Annotated in this window: 14 protein-coding genes and 1 pseudogene; 9 read left to right on the top strand and 6 right to left on the bottom strand. The window is 64.2% G+C overall.

Annotation, left to right across the window (positions count from 1 at the left end):
- Positions 1-8 precede the first annotated feature (8 nt).
- Together FW760_RS23240 and FW760_RS23235 are read right to left on the bottom strand one after the other, a co-directional pair.
- The gene (locus FW760_RS23240; RefSeq protein ID WP_043864395.1) at positions 9-3,110 is read right to left on the bottom strand and encodes a multidrug efflux RND transporter permease subunit; all 3,102 of its coding nucleotides are present in this window, start codon (positions 3,108-3,110) and stop codon (positions 9-11) included.
- On the bottom strand, positions 3,107-4,285 hold the full coding sequence (locus FW760_RS23235) for an efflux RND transporter periplasmic adaptor subunit (RefSeq protein WP_254997808.1): 1,179 nt from the start codon (positions 4,283-4,285) through the stop codon (positions 3,107-3,109). Before FW760_RS23235 ends, FW760_RS23240 begins: the two co-directional genes overlap by 4 nt.
- A 148-nt stretch (positions 4,286-4,433) precedes the next feature.
- Between FW760_RS23235 and FW760_RS23230 the strand changes: the two are divergent.
- Positions 4,434-4,826: pseudogene (locus FW760_RS23230) on the top strand (PAS domain-containing protein); the annotation flags it as partial.
- A gap of 381 nt (positions 4,827-5,207) precedes the next feature.
- On the top strand, positions 5,208-6,080 hold the full coding sequence (locus FW760_RS23225; RefSeq protein WP_370409068.1) for a methyl-accepting chemotaxis protein: 873 nt from the start codon (positions 5,208-5,210) through the stop codon (positions 6,078-6,080).
- Between the two features lie 7 nt (positions 6,081-6,087).
- Here the strand turns inward: FW760_RS23225 and FW760_RS23220 are convergent, their stop codons facing one another.
- The 4 genes from FW760_RS23220 to norR form a co-directional block, all read right to left on the bottom strand.
- Complete coding sequence (locus FW760_RS23220) at positions 6,088-6,849, bottom strand: YkgJ family cysteine cluster protein (protein WP_078479911.1); 762 nt, start codon at positions 6,847-6,849, stop codon at positions 6,088-6,090.
- Positions 6,828-7,133 (bottom strand): hypothetical protein, encoded by a 306-nt coding sequence (locus tag FW760_RS23215; RefSeq protein ID WP_088515290.1) that lies wholly within the window; start codon positions 7,131-7,133, stop codon positions 6,828-6,830. Before FW760_RS23215 ends, FW760_RS23220 begins: the two co-directional genes overlap by 22 nt.
- Before the next feature lie 164 nt (positions 7,134-7,297).
- A complete protein-coding gene (locus tag FW760_RS23210; RefSeq protein WP_043864400.1) occupies positions 7,298-8,197 on the bottom strand; it encodes a chemotaxis protein in 900 nt (299 codons plus the stop codon).
- Between the two features lie 81 nt (positions 8,198-8,278).
- Complete coding sequence (gene norR / locus FW760_RS23205; protein ID WP_043864401.1) at positions 8,279-9,826, bottom strand: nitric oxide reductase transcriptional regulator NorR; 1,548 nt, start codon at positions 9,824-9,826, stop codon at positions 8,279-8,281.
- A gap of 155 nt (positions 9,827-9,981) precedes the next feature.
- Here norR and hmpA point away from each other — a divergent pair, with 155 nt between their 5' ends.
- The 7 genes from hmpA (at position 9,982) to cyoE (ending at position 17,236) form a co-directional block, all read left to right on the top strand.
- Positions 9,982-11,163 (top strand): NO-inducible flavohemoprotein, encoded by a 1,182-nt coding sequence (gene hmpA / locus FW760_RS23200; RefSeq protein ID WP_104572932.1) that lies wholly within the window; start codon positions 9,982-9,984, stop codon positions 11,161-11,163.
- Between the two features lie 181 nt (positions 11,164-11,344).
- Positions 11,345-11,851 carry a disulfide bond formation protein B gene (locus FW760_RS23195; RefSeq protein WP_043864403.1) on the top strand — a complete coding sequence of 169 codons (507 nt, stop codon included), beginning with the start codon at positions 11,345-11,347 and terminating at the stop codon, positions 11,849-11,851.
- Positions 11,852-12,413: 562 nt separating this feature from the next.
- Positions 12,414-13,355 (top strand): ubiquinol oxidase subunit II, encoded by a 942-nt coding sequence (gene cyoA, locus FW760_RS23190; RefSeq protein WP_043864404.1) that lies wholly within the window; start codon positions 12,414-12,416, stop codon positions 13,353-13,355.
- Between the two features lie 3 nt (positions 13,356-13,358).
- On the top strand, positions 13,359-15,377 hold the full coding sequence (cyoB, locus tag FW760_RS23185; protein ID WP_043864405.1) for a cytochrome o ubiquinol oxidase subunit I: 2,019 nt from the start codon (positions 13,359-13,361) through the stop codon (positions 15,375-15,377).
- 3 nt (positions 15,378-15,380) lie between these two features.
- Positions 15,381-16,004, top strand: coding sequence for a cytochrome o ubiquinol oxidase subunit III (cyoC, locus tag FW760_RS23180; protein ID WP_043864406.1), 624 nt, complete (start codon positions 15,381-15,383; stop codon positions 16,002-16,004).
- A complete protein-coding gene (gene cyoD / locus FW760_RS23175; RefSeq protein WP_043864407.1) occupies positions 16,005-16,337 on the top strand; it encodes a cytochrome o ubiquinol oxidase subunit IV in 333 nt (110 codons plus the stop codon).
- Positions 16,338-16,348: 11 nt separating this feature from the next.
- Positions 16,349-17,236, top strand: coding sequence for a heme o synthase (cyoE, locus tag FW760_RS23170; RefSeq protein ID WP_043864408.1), 888 nt, complete (start codon positions 16,349-16,351; stop codon positions 17,234-17,236).
- The last annotated feature ends 785 nt before the right edge of the window (positions 17,237-18,021 follow it).

The following is an 18,021-nucleotide window of genomic DNA, read 5'->3' as shown; positions in this document are numbered from 1 at the left end:
GTCGGCTCTCAGTTCTCGATCGGCCGGGCCGCCGGCAGGTCGTTGCGGCGGCGGTGGAACAGGCGCTCCAGGGCCAAGTATATGACCGGCGTGGTGAACAGTGTCAGCGCCTGGCTGACCAGCAGCCCGCCCACCACCGCGATGCCCAGCGGCTGGCGCAGCTCGGCCCCGGCCCCGGCGCCGAGCATCAGTGGCACCGCGCCCAGCAGGGCGGCCAGGGTGGTCATGATGATCGGACGAAAGCGCGTCAGGCACGCCTCGTGGATCGCCGCCTCTGGCGCAAGCCCGCGCTGGCGCTGGGCCTCCAGGGCAAAGTCGATGAGCAGGATGCCGTTCTTCTTGACGATGCCGATCAGCAGCACCACGCCGATCAGGCCCATGATGGTGAAGTCCTGGCCCATCAGCCACAGCAGCGCCAGTGCGCCAAGGCCCGCCGAAGGCAGGGTGGAGATGATGGTCAGCGGGTGCACGAAGCTCTCGTAGAGCACCCCCAGAATGATGTACACCGCCACCAGCGCGGCCAGGATCAACCACGGCTGGCTCGACAGCGAACTCTGGAAGGCCTGGGCCGCGCCCTGGAAGGTGCCGATGATCGAGGCCGGCATGCCCAGCTCGCGCTGGGTGCGTTCGAGGATGCTCACCGCATCGCCCAGGGCTACCCCCGGTGCCAGGTTGAACGACAGGTTGGCGGCCGGGAACAGCCCGTCGTGGCTGATCGACAGCGGCCCGGTGCTGGGCGCCGCGACCTTGGCCAGCGCCGCCAGCGGCACCATCTCGCCACTGAGGGGCGAGCGCAGGTAGAAGTAGGCCAGGCTCTCGGCCTTGCCACGCTGGCGTGCATCGATTTCCAGGATCACCTTGTACTGGTTGGTCTCGGTCTGGAACTCGCTGATCTGACGCTGGCCGAAGGCGTCGTACAGCGCCTGGTCGACGTCGGCGGTGGTCAGGCCGAAACGCGCGGCGGCCTGGCGGTCGATGTCGATGCGGGTCACGCTGGCGCCCAGTTGCAGGTCGTTGGACAGGTCGCGGAACGCCGGGTTGGCGTGCAGACGTTCGGTCAGGCGCTGGGTCCACAGGTTGAGTGCCGGGCCGTCGTTGCTCTTGAGCACGTACTGGTACTGGCTGCGGCTGGGCCCGGAGCTGAGGTTGATGTCCTGCCCGGCCCGCAGGTACAGCACCAGGCCCGGCACCTGGGCGGCCTTGGGGCGCAGCCGGTCGATGAACTCGCTGGCCGACACATCGCGCTGGGCAGGGTCCTTGAGGGCGATCCAGAAGCGCCCGTTGGCGATGGTCTGGTTGCTGCCGGTAACCCCCACCGAGTGCGAGAACGCGCGTACCGCAGGGTCGGCCTCGATGATCTTCGCCAGCGCCTGGTGCTTGCGCACCATGTCCGGGTACGACACGTCGGCCGCGGCCTCGGTGGTGCCGAGGATGAAGCCGGTGTCCTGCACCGGAAAGAAGCCCTTGGGAATGGCCACGTAGCCGCCGATGGCCAGGGCCAGGGTCACGAAGAACAGCCCGAGCATCAGCCGCTGGTGCGCCAGGGCCCTGACCAGCAGACGATCGTAACCGGCCACCAGGCGCTCGCCGAAGGTCGGTGCGGCGTGCTCGGGGTGTTGCGGGCGGCGCATGAACAGCGCGCACAGGGTCGGCGCCAGGGTCAGCGAGACCACCACCGAAATCAGGATGGTGGAGGTGGCGGTGAGGGCGAACTCCTTGAACAGCCGCCCCACCACGCCCCCCATGAACAGCAGCGGAATGAACGCGGCCACCAGCGAGAAGCTGATCGAGACAACGGTGAAGCCGATCTCGCCGGCGCCCTTGAGGGCAGCCGTGCGGCTGTCGTCGCCGGCCTCCAGGTGCCGGTGGATGTTTTCCACCACCACGATGGCATCGTCCACCACAAACCCCACGGCGATGACGATGGCCACCAGGGTCAGGTTGTTCAGGCTGAAGCCGAACAGGTACATCAGCGCGAAGCTGGCCACCAGCGATACCCCCAGCACGCTGGAGACGATCAGCGTGGCCGACCACTGGCGCAGGAACAGCGCCATGACCGCGATCACCAGCAGCACGGCGATCAGCAGGGTGATCTCCACCTCGTGCAGCGAGGCGCGGATGGTCTGGGTGCGGTCGCTGAGCACCGACACCTGCACCGATGCCGGGAGCATTTCCTCCAGGTGCGGCAGCGCCTGCATGACCCGGTCCACGGTGTCGACGATGTTGGCCCCGGGCTGGCGGAACACCACCAGGTTGAGGCCTTCCTGGTCGCCGGACCAGGCTTTGACATAGGCGTTTTCGGCGCCGTTGATGACCGTGGCCACGTCCTTGAGGTGTACCGGGGCGCCGTCGCGGTAGGCGACGATGAGCTGGGCGTATTCATCGGGGTGGAACAGCTGGTCGTTGGTGGCCAGGGTCGACACGCTGCTGTCGCCGTACAGCGCGCCCTTGGCCAGATTGAGGCTGGTCTGCTGGATGGCCTGGCGCAGGTCGGCCAGGGTCAGGCCGATGGCGGCGAGTTTTTCCGGCTGGGCCTGCACGCGAATCGCCGGGCGCTGCTGGCCGGTGATGTTGACCAGCCCGACCCCGTCGATCTGGCTCAGCTGGCGTGCCAGCAGGGTTTCGGCGTAGTCGCTCAGTTCGTTGGCCGGCATCTGCGCGGAGCTGACGGTCATGATCAGCACCGGGCTGTCGGCCGGGTTGACCTTGCGCCAGGTGGGCAGGCTCGGCATGTCCTGGGGCAGGCGCGAGGAGGCGGTGTTGATCGCGGCCTGGACTTCCTGGGCGGCGGTGTCGATGTTCTTGTCGAGGGTGAACTGCAGGATCAGGCTGGTGGAGCCCAGTGCGCTGCTGGAGGTCATCTGGGTCATGCCGGGGATGGCGCTGAACTGCACCTCCAGCGGTGTGGCCACCGACGAGGCCATGGTCTCGGGGCTGGCGCCGGGCAGCTGCGCGCTGACCTGAATGGTGGGGAAGTCCGCTTCGGGCAGCGGTGCCACCGGCAACTGCGGGAACGCCACCACGCCCAGCAGCACCAGGGCGAAGGTCAGCAGCAGGGTGGCCACCGGGCGGTCGATGCACCACGCACTGATCGAGCTGCGCCCGCTCATGGCTGCACACCGCTGCCGGCAACATCGTCGCCGACGGGCGCGGCGGGCGGGGCTGCCAGCACCTCGACCCGGGCGCCGGGCCTGAGCCGCGACTGCCCGTCGGCCACCAGCGTGTCGTTGACCGCTACGCCGCTGATCACGTTGAGGTTGCTGTCCTGGTACAGCACCTTGACCGGCACCACCGCGACCTTGTCGCCCTCGACGCGGTACACGAAGTGCTGGTCGATGCCCCGCTGCACCACGCCGGGGGGCACCACCAGCGCATCGCGCTGGATGCTGGTCTGGATCTTCAGGCTCACCAGTTGCCCCGGCCACAGGCGGGCCTGGGCATTGTCGAACGCGGCCTTGGCGCGCAGGGTGCCGGTGTTGGCGGCGATCTGGTTGTCGATCAGGCTCAGGTGCCCTTCACCCAGCAGCAGGCCGCCGCTGTCGCCGTTGCCTTCGAGGTAGGCACGGATCGGCGCCGGGGGTTCGGCGGCCACCAGCCCCTGCAGGGTCGGCAGCCATTGCTGCGGCACGGCGAACTCCACCGCAATGGGGTCGATCTGGGTCACGCTGAACAGGCCCTGGGCGTCGCTGGTGCGCACCAGATTGCCTTCGTCGATGTTGCGAATGCCCACCCGTCCGGTGACCGGCGAGCGGATCTGGGTGTACGACAACTGCACCTTGGCCGCGGCGATCGCTGCCTGGTTGCCGAGGATGCTTGCCTTGAGCTGGTTGACCAGCGCCTGCTGCTGGTCGAGGGTCTGGCGCGAGATGCCGTTGTCTTCGCTGAGCAGGCGGTAGCGCCTGAGGTCGACCTCGGCCACCTGCTGCTGGGCCTGGCTCTGGCCCAGTTGCGCCTGGGCCTGCTCGAGGCTGGCGCGGATGCTGCGGTCATCCAGGGTGGCCAGCAGGTCACCGGCCTGCACCGACTGGCCCTCCTTGACCAGGATCCGGGTCAGCACGCCCTCCACCTGGGGGCGGATCTGCACGCTGTGCAGCGACTGCACCGCGCCGATGGCGCTGAGGTAGTGCGGCACATCCTGCTGCTGCACCTGGATCACACTGACCGGGGTGGCCACGGGCATGGCCGGTTGGCTGGCCGTGTGGCGACCGAAAGTCAGGTACAGCGCCAGGCCCAGCAGCAACGCTATCAGGCCGAAAAAAAACACTCGAGAGCTGGAAATTCGCATGCGTGCACGGCGCCAGGGCAGAAAAAGGAGGGCTGTCAGTAGGTTATAGCTGCTACTGGGGGTCAGCAGTGTGACGCCCACCTGTCAGCGCTGTCAGCTGGCAGATGGCCAAGTGCCAATAGTCTGCGCTGGATCAAGGTTTTACTAAATGTTGCCCCGTAGAGTCTCTCGCCCTGCCGCCCCTCCACCTATAAAAACGCGAGCGCTTTCGATGAAGAGCAATCTGCCTGTGACCGGCCGCAATGTAGATTACCCCGGTGACGCGAATATCCTTTCCACCACCGATCTGACCAGCGCCATTACCTATGCCAACGAGGATTTTCTCAAGGTCAGCGGGTTCGAGCGCGACGAGCTGATTGGCCAGTTGCACCATGTGGTACGCCATCCCGACATGCCTTCCCAGGCCTTTGCGCAGATGTGGCAGACCCTCAAGGCCGGCCGCTCGTGGATGGGGCTGGTGAAGAACCGCTGCAAGAATGGCGACCATTACTGGGTCAGCGCATTCGTGTCGCCGGTCACCAGCCAGGGCCAGACGGTGGAGTACCAGTCGGTGCGCACCAAGCCCACCCCGGCGCAGGTGGAGGCCGCCGAACGCTGCTATGCACGCTTGCGCCAGCAGCGCCCGTTGCCCTGGTGGCAACGCCTGCCGCGCCCTGGCCTGGCGTTGCAGCTGGGGCTGGGCACAGGCCTGGTGCTGGCAGTGGTGCTGGGCACCAGCCGCCTGCTGTTGCCGGCGCTGCCGTGGCAGTGGCTGCTGGAGCTGGTGGCCGCCGGTGGGCTCAGTGCGCTGCTGGTGTCGGTGCTGCTGCGCCCGCTGGAACAACTACGGGTGCGGGCGCAGTCGATTGCCGACAACCCGTTGAGCCAGCAGCTGTATACCGGCAAGGCGGGCGCCGTGGGGCAGATCGAGTTCGCCCTGCTGATGCTCGAGGCGCAGATCGGGGCGGTGGTGGGGCGCATTGGCGACACCTCGCAGCGCCTGGCCGGCCACACCGCAGAGCTGGCCCAGCACCTGCAGCACAGCCACACCACCACCCTGGGCCAGCAGGGCGAGGCCGATCAGGTGGCGGCGGCAATCAACCAGATGACCACCAGCGTGGCCGAGGTGGCCAGCAATGCCCAGCAGGCTTCGGAGGCCGCCGAGCATGCCGAAGATGCCACCCAGAATGGTCATCAGCTGGTGGACCGCAGCCGCAGCAGCATCCTCGAACTGGCCAGCGCACTGAGCGCTGCCACCGAGGTTATCCACACCCTGGAAGGCCACAGCATGGAAATTTCCGGGGTGCTGTCGGTTATCCACAGCATCGCCGAGCAGACCAACCTGCTGGCACTGAACGCGGCCATCGAGGCGGCGCGGGCGGGGGATCAGGGGCGTGGCTTTGCGGTGGTCGCCGATGAGGTGCGCGGCCTGGCCAAGCGCACGGCCGAGTCCACCGGCGAAATCCAGCGCATGATCAGCGCCTTGCAGCGCGGCACCCGCGATGCGGTGCAGGCCATGCACGAGAGCCGCGAGCATGCCGGGCAGAGCGTCGAGCAGGCGCAGCAGGCGGCGGTGGCGCTGGACGGCATCAGCCAGCAGGTCAACCAGATCAGCGAGATGAGCCTGCAGATTGCTGCGGCGGTGGAGCAGCAGAGCCTGGTCAGCGAAGACATCAACCGCAACATCATCAGCATTCGCCAGGCCAGCGAAGAGAGCGTGGTGGCCGGTCAGCACGGGCATGCCAACGCCAGCGACGTGGCCGGCCTGGCCGAAGACCTGCGGCGCCTGGCCGAGGAGTTCTGGCAGCGCCGCTAGGCGCCGCTCAGAAACCGATGAAGCTGTAGTGGCCAGCCGATGTGCTGCACACCCGGGCGCCGGCCTGATGCAGTTGCTCGACCAGTGCCGGGTTTTCCACGTGCAGGGTCCAGGGCGCCAGCGCGGCGTTGCCCGGGGCATGCAGGGCGGCGTGCAGCGCCCCGGTGTCGGGCAGGTAGGCGGTGAAGCCGTTGCCCTTGAGCGCGCTGGTGGTGATGCCCAGTTGCTGGCAGATCTGCACCTTGGCGTGGATATCGTCGCGGTCGGCCTGGCGCGAGCGCTCGATCAGCTCGGCCAGTTGGCGGTCCATCAACTGGCTGCCGTGGATCAGTACCGGGCCGCGTTGCCAGGCTTCGGTCGGGCAGTCCTTGGCGTCGGGGCGCAACGGGATGTGCGGGTTGATTTCCATCGGGTAGATGCGGCACACCAGCGGCCGGCGCTCATAGATGCGGCACAGGTTGTCGGCATCCAGATTGCGGCAGGCGCCGGGGTTGAACGCGGCGAAGGTGATGGCCACGTGTGCCTGGGTACTGCCGCAGGGCACGGCGCAGGCACGGCGGGTGGCGTGCTCGCGCTGGGCGTCGGGCAGGCCCAGGCCGTTGGCCAGAAAGGCTTCCACCAGCACGATGAGCTGGCCGCCATCTGCCACCCAGTGGCGCGCTTCGTCGAGGGTCAGGGGAACGTGGTGGCCATTGCAGCATTTGCCACAGCCGGTGCAGTCGAACTGGAGTGAGGTTGCAGCGCTGGTCACGGTTTGGCGGGGGTCCATTCGGTGATGAAGGCAGTCTTGCGCTGCTTGTCGAACAGGCACAGCTCGCTGCCTTTCTGGTTCTTCATGTGCTTTTGCGGGTAGTGGCCGCTGATCAGCAGGGCACTGTAGCCGACGCGGTCGTCGAACTCGGCCGGCTTGCTGGCGGGCCGGGCATCCTTGAACTGGCTGGCGGCGAGGCAGGCCCTGGTCAGGGCTTTTTCGTGGTTAGCCCAGGCTTGATCACTGGAGGCGTGGGCGCCCAGGCTGAACAGGGCCAGCAGAGTAAAGGTAAGGGTTTTCATGATGGGCGGCTCATGGGGGGCAGGCCGCTGATTATGCCAGAGCGTCGATTTTTGCAGGAGCGGGAGCGTTTCAGCGTTTGTCCGGTTTTTTCGCCGGCAAGGCCGGCTCCTACAAGGGTACGCGGTGCCTGTAGGAGCCGGCCTTGCCGGCGAAGGGGGCCGGCTCAGCGCTCGGCGAAAGCCACCGCCCGCGCTGCCACGATCAGGCAATCGGTGAGTTCCGGCGAGGAGAACTTGGTCAGCACCGCGTTCGCCCCTGCCAGCCGGGCTTTCTCGCTGTTCATCGCACTGTCCAGCGAGGTGTGCAGCAGTACATAGAGGTGCTGGAAGTCAGGCGTTTCGCGCAGCGTGCGGGTGAAGGCGTAGCCGTCCATCTCGGACATCTCGATGTCCGAGACCACCACGTTGATCTCCCGGTCGGTACCCTGCAGCTCCAGCAGGGTGTCGATGGCATCCTTGGCGCTCTTGGCGGTGTGGCATTCCAGCCCCAGGCCGCGCAGGGTCAGCACCGACTGGTGGAGTGCCACATGGCTGTCATCGACCACCAGTATGTTGGTGGCCTGCAGAACGGCGGCGTCTTCGGGGTTCAGCTCGCTGCTGCTCACTTCACGCGGCGGCGGCGCAATGCCGTGAATGACCTTTTCGATGTCCAGCACCTGCACCAGGGTGCCGTCCACCTGGGTTACCCCGGTGATGAATGCCTTGCTGCTCGACCCGTAGGGCGGCGGCTTGATGTCGGTACTCAGGCAATGCACGATGCGGCTTACCGCCTGCACGTGCAGGCCCTGCTTGGAGCGGCTGATGTCGGTGACGATCAGGCAGCCGCCGTTGGGGTCTTCCAGCGGGCGCTCGCCGATGGCGCGCGACAGGTCGATGACCGACAGCGAGTTGCCCCGCAGGGTGGCCACGCCTTTGACGTGCGGGTGCGATTCCGGGAGCTTGGTCAGGGGCGGGCAAGGGATGATCTCGCTGACCTTGAGCAGGTTGATTGCCATCAGCTTGCCGCTGCGCAGGGTGAACAGCAGCAGCGACAGCGAGTCGGCGCGGGCATTTTGCGAGGCCATAGGCACCTTCAGGGCAAAGAGAATAAGGGATCTGCCGGGTTATCGACCCGAGCACGCCAGGCTTTAATCCGCCACTGCACTTCAGCGTAGCCCCAGTCGGCGGGCCAGGCGGCTGAGGTTGGCGCGGTCCAGGCCCAGCTCGCGCGCGGCACTGGCCCAGTTGTGCTGGTGGCGCTCCAGGCAGGCCTCGATCAGCTGGCGCTGGTACAGGTCCAGGGCCTGGCGCAGGTCGGTGCCGGGCGGCGGTGGCAGTGGCGCCGCCACGCTGGGCGCTGCCCCCGGGCCGGCGCCGGGCAGGTCGAAGTCGCGGGCCTCCAGGGTCAGGATCTTCGGCCGCTCGGGGTGCTGGCCCAGCGCCTTGAGCGACGAGCGGCCGATCAGGTGCTCCAGTTCGCGCACATTGCCCGGCCAGTCGTACGCCAGCAGCGCGGCCTGGGCATCGCTGCTCAGGCGCAGGCTGTTCAGGCCCATGCGCGAGCGGTTCTGCTCCAGGAAGTAGCCGCTGAGCAGCAGCACGTCGCGCCCGCGCTCGCGCAGCGCCGGCACCCGCAGCGGGTACACGCTCAGGCGGTGGTAGAAGTCGGCGCGGTAGCGCCCGGCACGCACTTCCTCGGCCAGGTCGCGGTTGGTGGCGGCAATCAGGCGTACATCCACCTGGTGCTCCTGGTCCGAGCCCAGGCGCTGCAGCTGTCCGCTTTGCAGCACGCGCAGCAACTTGGCCTGCACGGCCAGCGACAGTTCGCCCACTTCGTCGAGAAACAGTGTGCCGCCGTTGGCCAGCTCGAACTTGCCGCGTCGCTCGCCCACCGCGCCGGTGAAGGCGCCGCGCACATGGCCGAACAGCTCGCTCTCGACCAGGGTGTCGGGCAAGGCGGCGCAGTTGAGGCTGATCATCGGCTTGTCGGCACGCGCCGACTGCTGGTGGATGGCCTGGGCCACCAGCTCCTTGCCGACTCCGGTTTCACCGGTGACCAGTACGGTCAGGTCGCTGCCGGCGACCAGGCGGATCTCTTCGAGCAGGTGCTTGTGGGCCTTGCTCTGGCCGATCAGTTCCTGGTGCTGCTGGCCGCTGGCCTGGCGGTAGATCTCGGCGCGCTGGTGTTCGTCTTCGGCGCGCAGGGCCAGGCGTTCGATACGTTGCGCCACGTTGACCGTGGCGGCGGCCAGGCTGGCGAAGGCCTGCAGGGCGTCCAGCTCGACCTGCTGGAAGCGCTCCGGGGCCAGCGCATCGAGGGTGATCAGGCCCCAGGGCCGTTCGTCGACGAACAGCGGGCAGCCCATGCAGTCGTGTACCTCCAGGTGCTGGTGCAGGCCCTCGACCAGGCCGTCGTAGGGGTCGGGCAGTTGGCTGTCGCTGGCAAAGCGGGTCGGCTCGCTGCGGCTGAGCAGGGCGGCGAAGCGCGGGTGTTCGCTGACCTTGAAGCGCCGGCCCAGGGTGTCGGGGCTCAGGCCGTCCACCGCCAGGGGGACCAGCCATTCGCCATCCAGGCGCAGCAGCGCGGCGGCGTCGCATGGCAACAGGGCGCGCATGGCTTCGAGCAGGCGACGGTAGCGTTCGCGTTCGGGCAGCTCGCGAGACAGGTCGCTGACCAGGGGCAGCAGTGCGGTAAGCAGGGATTTTGCGGTCATGATGACTCCTTCGAGTCTTTATGACTCTAGCAGGGCTGTGGTCAATTTGACTCAAAAATATTCAAGCTATTGATTTATATGGATTTAATAGTTGGCACGAAAGCTGAAACAACCCGGGCAGATTATCCAGAAGCCATAAGGCCCGGGAGTTACCCATGCTCAATGCCCAAGATCGTGCCATCGTCAAAGCCACCGTTCCGCTGCTGGAAAGCGGCGGCGAGGCGCTGACCACGCATTTCTACAAACTGATGCTCAGCGAATACCCCGAGGTGCGTCCGTTGTTCAACCAGGCCAACCAGGCCAGCGGCGACCAGCCGCGGGCGCTGGCCAATGGCGTACTGATGTATGCACGCCATATCGACCAGCTCGAGCAACTGGGCGGCCTGGTGAACCAGATCATCAACAAGCACGTGGCGCTGCAGATCCTGCCCGAGCACTACCCCATCGTCGGCGCCTGCCTGTTGCGTGCCATCGAAGAGGTGCTCGGCAAGGAGGTCGCCACCCCCGAGGTCATCGCGGCCTGGGGCGCGGCCTACCAGCAACTGGCCGATATCCTGATCGGCGCCGAAGAGGGCCTGTACCAGCAGAAGGCCCAGGCGCCGGGTGGCTGGCGCGGTGCGCGGGCGTTCCGGCTGGCGGCGCGGGTGCAGGAGAGCAGCGAGATCGTCTCGTTTCACTTCGCCCCGCTCGATGGCGGCCCGGTCCTCAAGGGCGAGCCCGGCCAGTACCTGGGCCTGAAGGTGCAGATCGATGGCCAGGAGCATCGGCGCAACTATTCATTGTCGGCGCTGGGTGACGGCCGCGAGTACCGCATCAGCGTCAAGCGCGAGGCGGGCGGCAAGGTGTCCAACTACCTGCATGAGCACCTGCAGGTGGGTGATACCCTGGAGCTGTTCCCGCCGGCGGGCGAGTTCACCCTGAGCGCCAGCGACAAGCCGCTGGTGCTGATCAGCGGCGGGGTAGGGATCACCCCGACACTGGCGATGCTCGACGCGGCCCTGGCCAGCGGTCGCCTGGTGCACTTCATTCATTGCGCGCGCAACGGTGCGGTGCATGCGTTTCGCGACTGGGTGGACGAACGCGCGGCGCGTCATCCGCAGCTCAAGCGCTTCTATTGCTACGCCGAGGATGATGGGGTGAGCCTGCCGGCCGACGCCGTGGGGCTGCTGAGCCAGGATCAACTGGCGCAGTGGCTGCCGGTCGAGCGTGACCTGGACGCGTACTTCCTGGGGCCCAAGGGCTTCATGGCGGCGATCAGGCGTCAGCTCAAGGCCCTGGGGGTGCCGGAGCAGCAGAGCCGCTACGAGTTCTTCGGGCCGGCGGCGGCACTCGAGTAAGGGCCGGGGCCTGTTCGCCGGCAATGCCGGCGCCTGCAGCTGCGCGTATGTGCTGCAGGCGCCGGCTAAGCTGCCGACCTTAATCTTCTTTTAATCGGTTTAACCTTCACTCCCTGTGGTCATGGTCGGCGTGTAGAATTGCGCCCAGGCTTGAGCCACCTATCTAGTGAAGGGAACGGGAATGAACGATCTAACGCAGCGCCTGAATCGGGAACGGCGCTTTCTGGTACTGCTGGGCGCCATCTGCCTGGCGCTGATCGGCGGTGCCCTGTACATGCAGATCGTGCTGGGCGAGGCACCGTGTCCACTGTGCATCCTGCAGCGCTATGCGTTGCTGTTCATCGCCCTGTTCGCCTTCATCGGTGCGGCCATGCCCGGGCGGCGCAGCCTCACGCTGTTCGAGGCCCTGGTGGTGCTGAGCGCCATCGGCGGCATTGCTGCAGCGGGCAACCACGCCTACATTCTGGCCAACCCGGCCGTCAGCTGCGGCATCGACACACTGCAGCCGATCGTCGACGGCCTGCCGCTGGCCTCGGTGCTGCCGCTGGTGTTCCAGGTGGATGGTTTCTGCTCGACGCCGTACCCGCCGGTGCTGGGGCTGTCGCTGGCGCAATGGGCGCTGCTGGCCTTCGTGCTGACCGCCGTGCTGGTGCCGCTGGGCATCTACCGCAACCGTCGCCAGCGTTAGACAAAAGTCCCGTGTCGAGGCAAGTGCGCAGGGCTTGAGAATTTTCCGAAGAAGTCGCCTCCAGGTTGACCTGGATCAAGTCCCGACCCTTGCGGTACGGGCATTTCAGGGCTACAGCCAGGGGTGCGACAAACTGTCGCGAAACTGATTTTTGCTGCGCTATTGTTACGTTTTCTGTAAAGGACTGTTGCTCAATAAGTCATAGTCATGGCCATGTTACGTCACTACAATCGCCCCCAATTTCCGTTCGGCACCGCTTGCGAGTTGCAGGATTAAAGGAGCTCCGGCCCCTTTCGTGACTCTGACGAGCATCGCCTGCGGCGATGCCGGGCTGACCCCCCTCCCGTGATTTTCCGCACCAAATGGAATTGGTCTGTAAACAGGCCTGATTGCCTACGAAGTCAAAACAATAAGCACCGTTGCACACCGGTTCTGCCGAGCAGCCGCAGCTGAATTCCGGCGTGACCGTATTCGATCCCATAAATGCTGACGCTTGGCAGGACGAAGTGTTGGCGACCAAAACACAAATTGCATTGAAGCAAGCTGCTCTAGAGGTCGTGAGATGAGTAAAAAGCGTTACCCCAGACTGTTTGGCATTCTGCCCTTTTTAGGCATGCTTTTACTCAGTGGGTGCAACTGGACCCTGCTCGACCCGAAGGGCCAGGTCGGCATTGAGCAAAGGAACCTGATCCTGATCGCTACCGGCCTGATGTTGCTGGTGGTGATTCCTGTCATTTTCATGACGATCGCGTTCGCGTGGAAGTATCGCGCCTCCAACAAGGCTGCCACCTACACCCCTGACTGGTCGCACTCGACCAAGATCGAAGTGGCCGTATGGTCCATCCCGGTGCTGATCATCATCGCCCTGGGTTATGTCACCTACCTCTCCACCCATAAGCTGGACCCGTACCGTCCACTGGATTCCGACGTGAAGCCGGTGCAGATCGACGTGGTCGCGCTGGACTGGAAATGGCTGTTCATCTACCCGGAACAGGGCATTGCCACGGTCAACAAGATCGTCTTCCCGGCCAACACCCCGGTCAATTTCCGCGTGACCTCCGACGCCGTGATGAACTCGTTCTTCATCCCGGGCCTGGGCGGCCAGATCTACGCGATGGCGGGCATGACCACCAAGCTGCACCTGATTGCCAACCAGAACGCCGAGTTCGACGGGATCTCCGCCAACTACAGCGGTGCCGGCTTCACCGGCATGAAGTTCAAGGCGATCGCCACGTCCCAGGAAGATTTCGAGGCGTGGGTCAACGAGGTCAAGCAGTCGCCGCAACAACTGGACAAGGCCACCTACGAGGCTCTGGCCAAACCTAGCGAAAACAACCCGGTTGCGCTCTACAGCGTGGCCCCGGAAAACATGTTCCAGTCCATCGTCGACAAGTACGAGGGCATGAACCGTGGCAAGCCGGTGGTGCACGAGAAGAAAGAGCACAAAGAAGCGGCCGAAGCGATGGACGTGAGTATGCATTCAGCTGCTGGGGCAGAGGAGTAAAAGATGTTCGGTAAACTTAGTCTGGACGCGATCCCGTATCACGAGCCGATAGTCATGGTGACCCTCGCCATGATCGCGCTCGGCGGTCTCGCGTTGGTTGCTGCAATCACCTATTTCCGCAAGTGGACCTACTTGTGGACCGAGTGGCTGACGTCGGTCGACCACAAGAAGATCGGGGTGATGTACATCATCGTCGCGATGGTCATGCTGCTGCGCGGCTTTGCCGACGCCATCATGATGCGTACCCAGCTGGCCATGGCCACTGGCGGCGCCGAGGGCTATCTGCCTCCTGAACACTATGACCAGATCTTCACCGCTCACGGTGTGATCATGATCATCTTCATGGCGATGCCATTCTTCACCGGCCTGATGAACCTGGCCCTGCCTCTGCAGATCGGTGCACGTGACGTTGCCTTCCCGTTCCTCAACTCCCTGAGCTTCTGGCTGCTGGTGTCCGGCGTTGCGCTGGTCAACATCTCCCTGGGCGTGGGCGAGTTCGCCAAGACCGGCTGGGTGGCCTATCCACCGCTGGCGGGTATCCAGTACAGCCCTGGGGTCGGTGTCGACTACTACATCTGGGCGCTACAGATATCCGGATTGGGGACAACGCTGACCGGTGTCAACTTCCTGGCCACCGTGCTGAAAATGCGCGCCCCTGGCATGAAGCTGATGGACATGCCGATCTTCACCTGGACCTGCACCTGGGCCAACATCCTGATCGTGGCTTCGTTCCCGATCCTGACCGCGACCCTGGCACTGCTGACCGTTGACCGTTATCTGGACTTCCACATTTTCACCAACGAGCTTGGTGGGAACCCGATGATGTACGTCAACCTGTTCTGGGCATGGGGTCACCCTGAGGTGTACATCCTGATCCTGCCGGCGTTCGGCGTGTTCTCGGAAGTCATCTCGACCTTTACCGGCAAGCGCCTGTTCGGCCACAAGTCGATGATCTACGCCTCGGGTGCGATCTCGGTTCTGGGCTTCGGCGTATGGCTGCACCACTTCTTCACCATGGGTTCGGGCGCCAGCGTCAACACCTTCTTCGGTCTGGCGACCATGCTCATTTCGATCCCGACCGGGGTCAAGCTGTTCAACTGGCTGTTCACGATCTACCAGGGCCGTCTGCGCTTCACCGCGCCAGTGCTGTGGACCCTGGGCTTCATGGTGACCTTCTCGATCGGCGGCATGACCGGCGTACTGCTGGCCGTACCTGGTGCTGACTTCGTGCTGCACAACAGCCTGTTCGTGATCGCTCACTTCCACAACGTGATCATCGGTGGTGCGGTGTTCGGCTACATTGCCGGCTTCGCCTTCTGGTTCCCGAAAGCCTTCGGTTTCACCCTGAACGAGAAGTGGGGCAAGGCTGCCTTCTGGTTCTGGATCTCCGGTTTCTACGTGGCCTTCATGCCGCTGTACGCACTGGGCTTCATGGGCATGACCCGTCGTCTGAACCACTCGGACAACCCTGCCTGGGAACCGTACCTGTACGTGGCCGTGGTCGGTGCCGTGCTGATCCTGTTCGGTATCGCCTGCCAGCTGATCCAGCTGTACGTGTCGATCCGCGATCGCAAGGACAACATGGACGTCACTGGCGACCCATGGAATGCGCACACCCTGGAATGGTCGACCTCGTCGCCACCGCCGTTCTACAACTTCGCCACCATGCCGGAAAAAGTCGGCCTGGACGCATGGACCGAAGCCAAGCGCGCCGGTATCGCCTACAAGGCTCCGGCCCAGTACGCACCGATCCACATGCCGAACAACACCGCTACCGGTCTGTACATGGGCGCGCTGTTGACCGTCTTCGGTTTCGCCACCATCTGGCACATCTGGTGGTTGGCCGCGGTCGGCCTGATCGGCACCATCGCTGTCTTCGTTGCTCACGCTGCGCGTGACGACCAGGGCTACATGGTTCCTGCCGAGGAAGTGGCACGTATCGAAGGTGAGCGTCTGAAGCACCTCGGTCTGGCTACCGGCTCGCCAGTCGGTGCGCCTGTCGAATCGTTTGAACGGGTTTAATCAATGTCCAGTCATGTAATCAATGCTGATGCTGCTCATGGTCACGACCATGGGCACGAAGAACACCACGACTCGGGCCAGATGACCGTATTCGGTTTCTGGCTGTACCTGATGACCGACTGCATCCTGTTTGCGTCGATCTTCGCAGCCTACGCGGTGCTGTCCGGCAACTTTGCCGGCGGCCCGTCGGGTCACGACATCTTCGAACTGCCGTATGTACTGGCTGAAACCGCGCTGCTGCTGTTCTCCAGTATCACCTTCGGCTTCGCCATGCTGCAGATGTACAAGGGCAACAAGAACGGTGTACTGGCCTGGCTGGCAGTCACCTTCCTGCTCGGCCTTGGCTTCATCGTCATGGAAGTCAACGAGTTCCACCTGCTGATCAGCGAAGGCTTCGGCCCGCAGCGCAGCGGCTTCCTGTCGGGCTTCTTCGCCCTGGTCGGCACCCACGGTCTGCACGTGACCGGTGGTCTGATCTGGATGGCCGTGATGATGTACCAGATCCAGAAGAAGGGCATCACCGGTTCGGCCAAGACCCGCATGGGTTGCCTGAGCCTGTTCTGGCACTTCCTGGACGTGGTCTGGATCTGCGTATTCACCGTTGTCTATCTGCTGGGGGTTCTGTAAATGGCTAACGCACATAACGAGCACGCCGAGGGCAGCCACGGCAGCGTGAAGTCGTACGCAATCGGCTTCGTACTGTCGGTGATCCTGACGCTGATCCCGTTCGGTCTGGTGATGTACCCGACCTTGCCCAAAGACATGACCGTACTGATCGTGGTGGCCTTCGCGGTCATCCAGATCGTCGTGCACCTGTACTACTTCCTGCACCTGGACCGTTCGCCAGAGCAGCGTGAGAACGTCAGCGCCTTCCTGTTCACCGGGTTGGTCATTGCACTGTTGGTCGGCCTGTCGCTGTGGATCATGTTCAGCATCCACACCAGCATGATGGCGAAGTGAGGTAAGACGGCATGTCCTTTAAGCACTTTATCCAAATCACCAAACCGGGGATCATTTTCGGTAACGTGCTTTCTGTGGCAGGCGGTTTCTTCCTTGCCGCGCAAGGGCATGTGGACTTCATGCTGTTCCTGGCCACGGTGATCGGCACTTCGCTGGTGGTGGCGTCCGGTTGCGTGTTCAACAACTGCATCGACCGTGACATCGACATCAAGATGGAGCGCACCAAGAACCGTGTGATGGTTCAAGGGCAGGTCTCGCTGAAGATCGCGCTGGCCTACGCCACCCTGCTCGGGGTGGCCGGGCTTGGCCTGCTGTACGTGCAGGCCAATGCCCTGGCAGCGTTGTTCGGCCTGATCGGGTTCATCATCTACGTGGGTTTCTACAGCCTGTACCTGAAGCGCAAATCGGTGCACGGCACCCTGGTAGGCAGCCTGTCCGGTGCCATGCCTCCGGTGATCGGCTACTGCGCCGTGAGCAACAGCTTCGACCTGGCTGCGTTGACCCTGCTGGTGATGTTCAGCCTGTGGCAGATGCCGCATTCCTATGCGATCGCGATCTTCCGCTTCAACGACTACCTGGCGGCCTCGATTCCGGTACTGCCGGTCAAGCGTGGCATCCTGGTGGCCAAGAAACACATCCTCTGGTACATCGTGGCGTTCCTGGCAGCGACCCTGATGCTGACCATCGGTGGTTATGCCGGCATGAGCTACATGGCCGTGGCCGCGGCGATGGGCATGTACTGGTTGTACATGGCCTGGACCGGCTACAAGGCTGTGGATGATCGCCTGTGGGCGCGCAAGCTGTTCGTGTTTTCCATCTTCACCATCACTGCGTTGAGCGTGATGATGTCGTTGGACACCAAGGTGCCGACCGAGCTGCTGCTGACCTACGCGCATTGATCTGATGTGTTGAAAGAGACCCCGGGCCGAAAGGTGCCGGGGTTTTTTTTGCCCTTCAGAAACGGCTTCGCTCTTGCTCTTGCTCTTGCTCTTGCTCTTGCTCTTGCTCTTGCTTTTGCTTTTGATCTTTCCGTCCTTCAGGAGGCCGAATGGAGCCCGCGTGTAGTGGGGTGTAGGGCCATGGATGGCCCGGAAAGTGCCGACGGGCAGGGACGCCCGTGCGGCGCGGCCCCACGGAGTGTGGGTGGAGTGAGGGGACCCGTAGCGAAGCGTAGGGCCGGATGCTGGACGGAGCGGTTTTGCTTACTTTTTCCAAGAAAAAAGTAAGCCGCTGTAAGAGCGGAAGGGGCCCTAAGTGTCGATATCCATGCTGGATAAGCACATGATTGTCGATTTTCATGTTGTTGTGATTATCCGACATGGATAGCGCTGCGAGCGGCGCCTTCCGCTCTTACAGCGGGTCACTTTTGGCAAACGCCCCAAAAGTAACCAAAAGGGCTGGGCCCTGCATACGGCCCTACGCTACGCTCCGGGTCCCCTCGCTCCGCACCTGCTCCGGGGGCCGCGCCGCACGGGCGTCCCTGCCCGTCGGCACTTTCCGGGCCATCCATGGCCCTACACCCCACTACGCAGGCGCTCCACTCGGCCTCCTGAAGGGCCAGAAGATCAAAAGCAGATCAAAAGCCTGAGCGCCTCTGGATCGGTGTATGCCAACGGCCGGCAATCCCTCCCACCCGGGCACCACTCCCCGCTGAACACGCAACCCCCGGCATTGCTAGCGTGAC

The sequence above is a fragment of the Pseudomonas sp. 1176_21 genome, assembly GCF_052850635.1.
Note: the sequence above shows the minus strand (reverse complement) of the source record. Positions and strands in the feature narration are given on the sequence as shown.

Bases quoted from the DNA above. Each gene is read 5' to 3' on its own strand.
- FW760_RS23240 (WP_043864395.1), bottom strand. From the start codon at position 3,110: ATGAGCGGGCGCAGCTCGATCAGTGCGTGGTGCATCGACCGCCCGGTG.
- FW760_RS23210 (WP_043864400.1), bottom strand. From the start codon at position 8,197: ATGGCCTCGCAAAATGCCCGCGCCGACTCGCTGTCGCTGCTGCTGTTC.
- cyoD (WP_043864407.1), top strand. From the start codon at position 16,005: ATGGCTAACGCACATAACGAGCACGCCGAGGGCAGCCACGGCAGCGTG.
- cyoC (WP_043864406.1), top strand. From the start codon at position 15,381: ATGTCCAGTCATGTAATCAATGCTGATGCTGCTCATGGTCACGACCAT.
- FW760_RS23235 (WP_254997808.1), bottom strand. From the start codon at position 4,285: ATGCGAATTTCCAGCTCTCGAGTGTTTTTTTTCGGCCTGATAGCGTTG.
- FW760_RS23225 (WP_370409068.1), top strand. From the start codon at position 5,208: ATGCTCGAGGCGCAGATCGGGGCGGTGGTGGGGCGCATTGGCGACACC.
- cyoB (WP_043864405.1), top strand. From the start codon at position 13,359: ATGTTCGGTAAACTTAGTCTGGACGCGATCCCGTATCACGAGCCGATA.
- FW760_RS23220 (WP_078479911.1), bottom strand. From the start codon at position 6,849: ATGGACCCCCGCCAAACCGTGACCAGCGCTGCAACCTCACTCCAGTTC.
- cyoE (WP_043864408.1), top strand. From the start codon at position 16,349: ATGTCCTTTAAGCACTTTATCCAAATCACCAAACCGGGGATCATTTTC.
- cyoA (WP_043864404.1), top strand. From the start codon at position 12,414: ATGAGTAAAAAGCGTTACCCCAGACTGTTTGGCATTCTGCCCTTTTTA.
- norR (WP_043864401.1), bottom strand. From the start codon at position 9,826: ATGACCGCAAAATCCCTGCTTACCGCACTGCTGCCCCTGGTCAGCGAC.
- FW760_RS23195 (WP_043864403.1), top strand. From the start codon at position 11,345: ATGAACGATCTAACGCAGCGCCTGAATCGGGAACGGCGCTTTCTGGTA.
- FW760_RS23215 (WP_088515290.1), bottom strand. From the start codon at position 7,133: ATGAAAACCCTTACCTTTACTCTGCTGGCCCTGTTCAGCCTGGGCGCC.
- hmpA (WP_104572932.1), top strand. From the start codon at position 9,982: ATGCTCAATGCCCAAGATCGTGCCATCGTCAAAGCCACCGTTCCGCTG.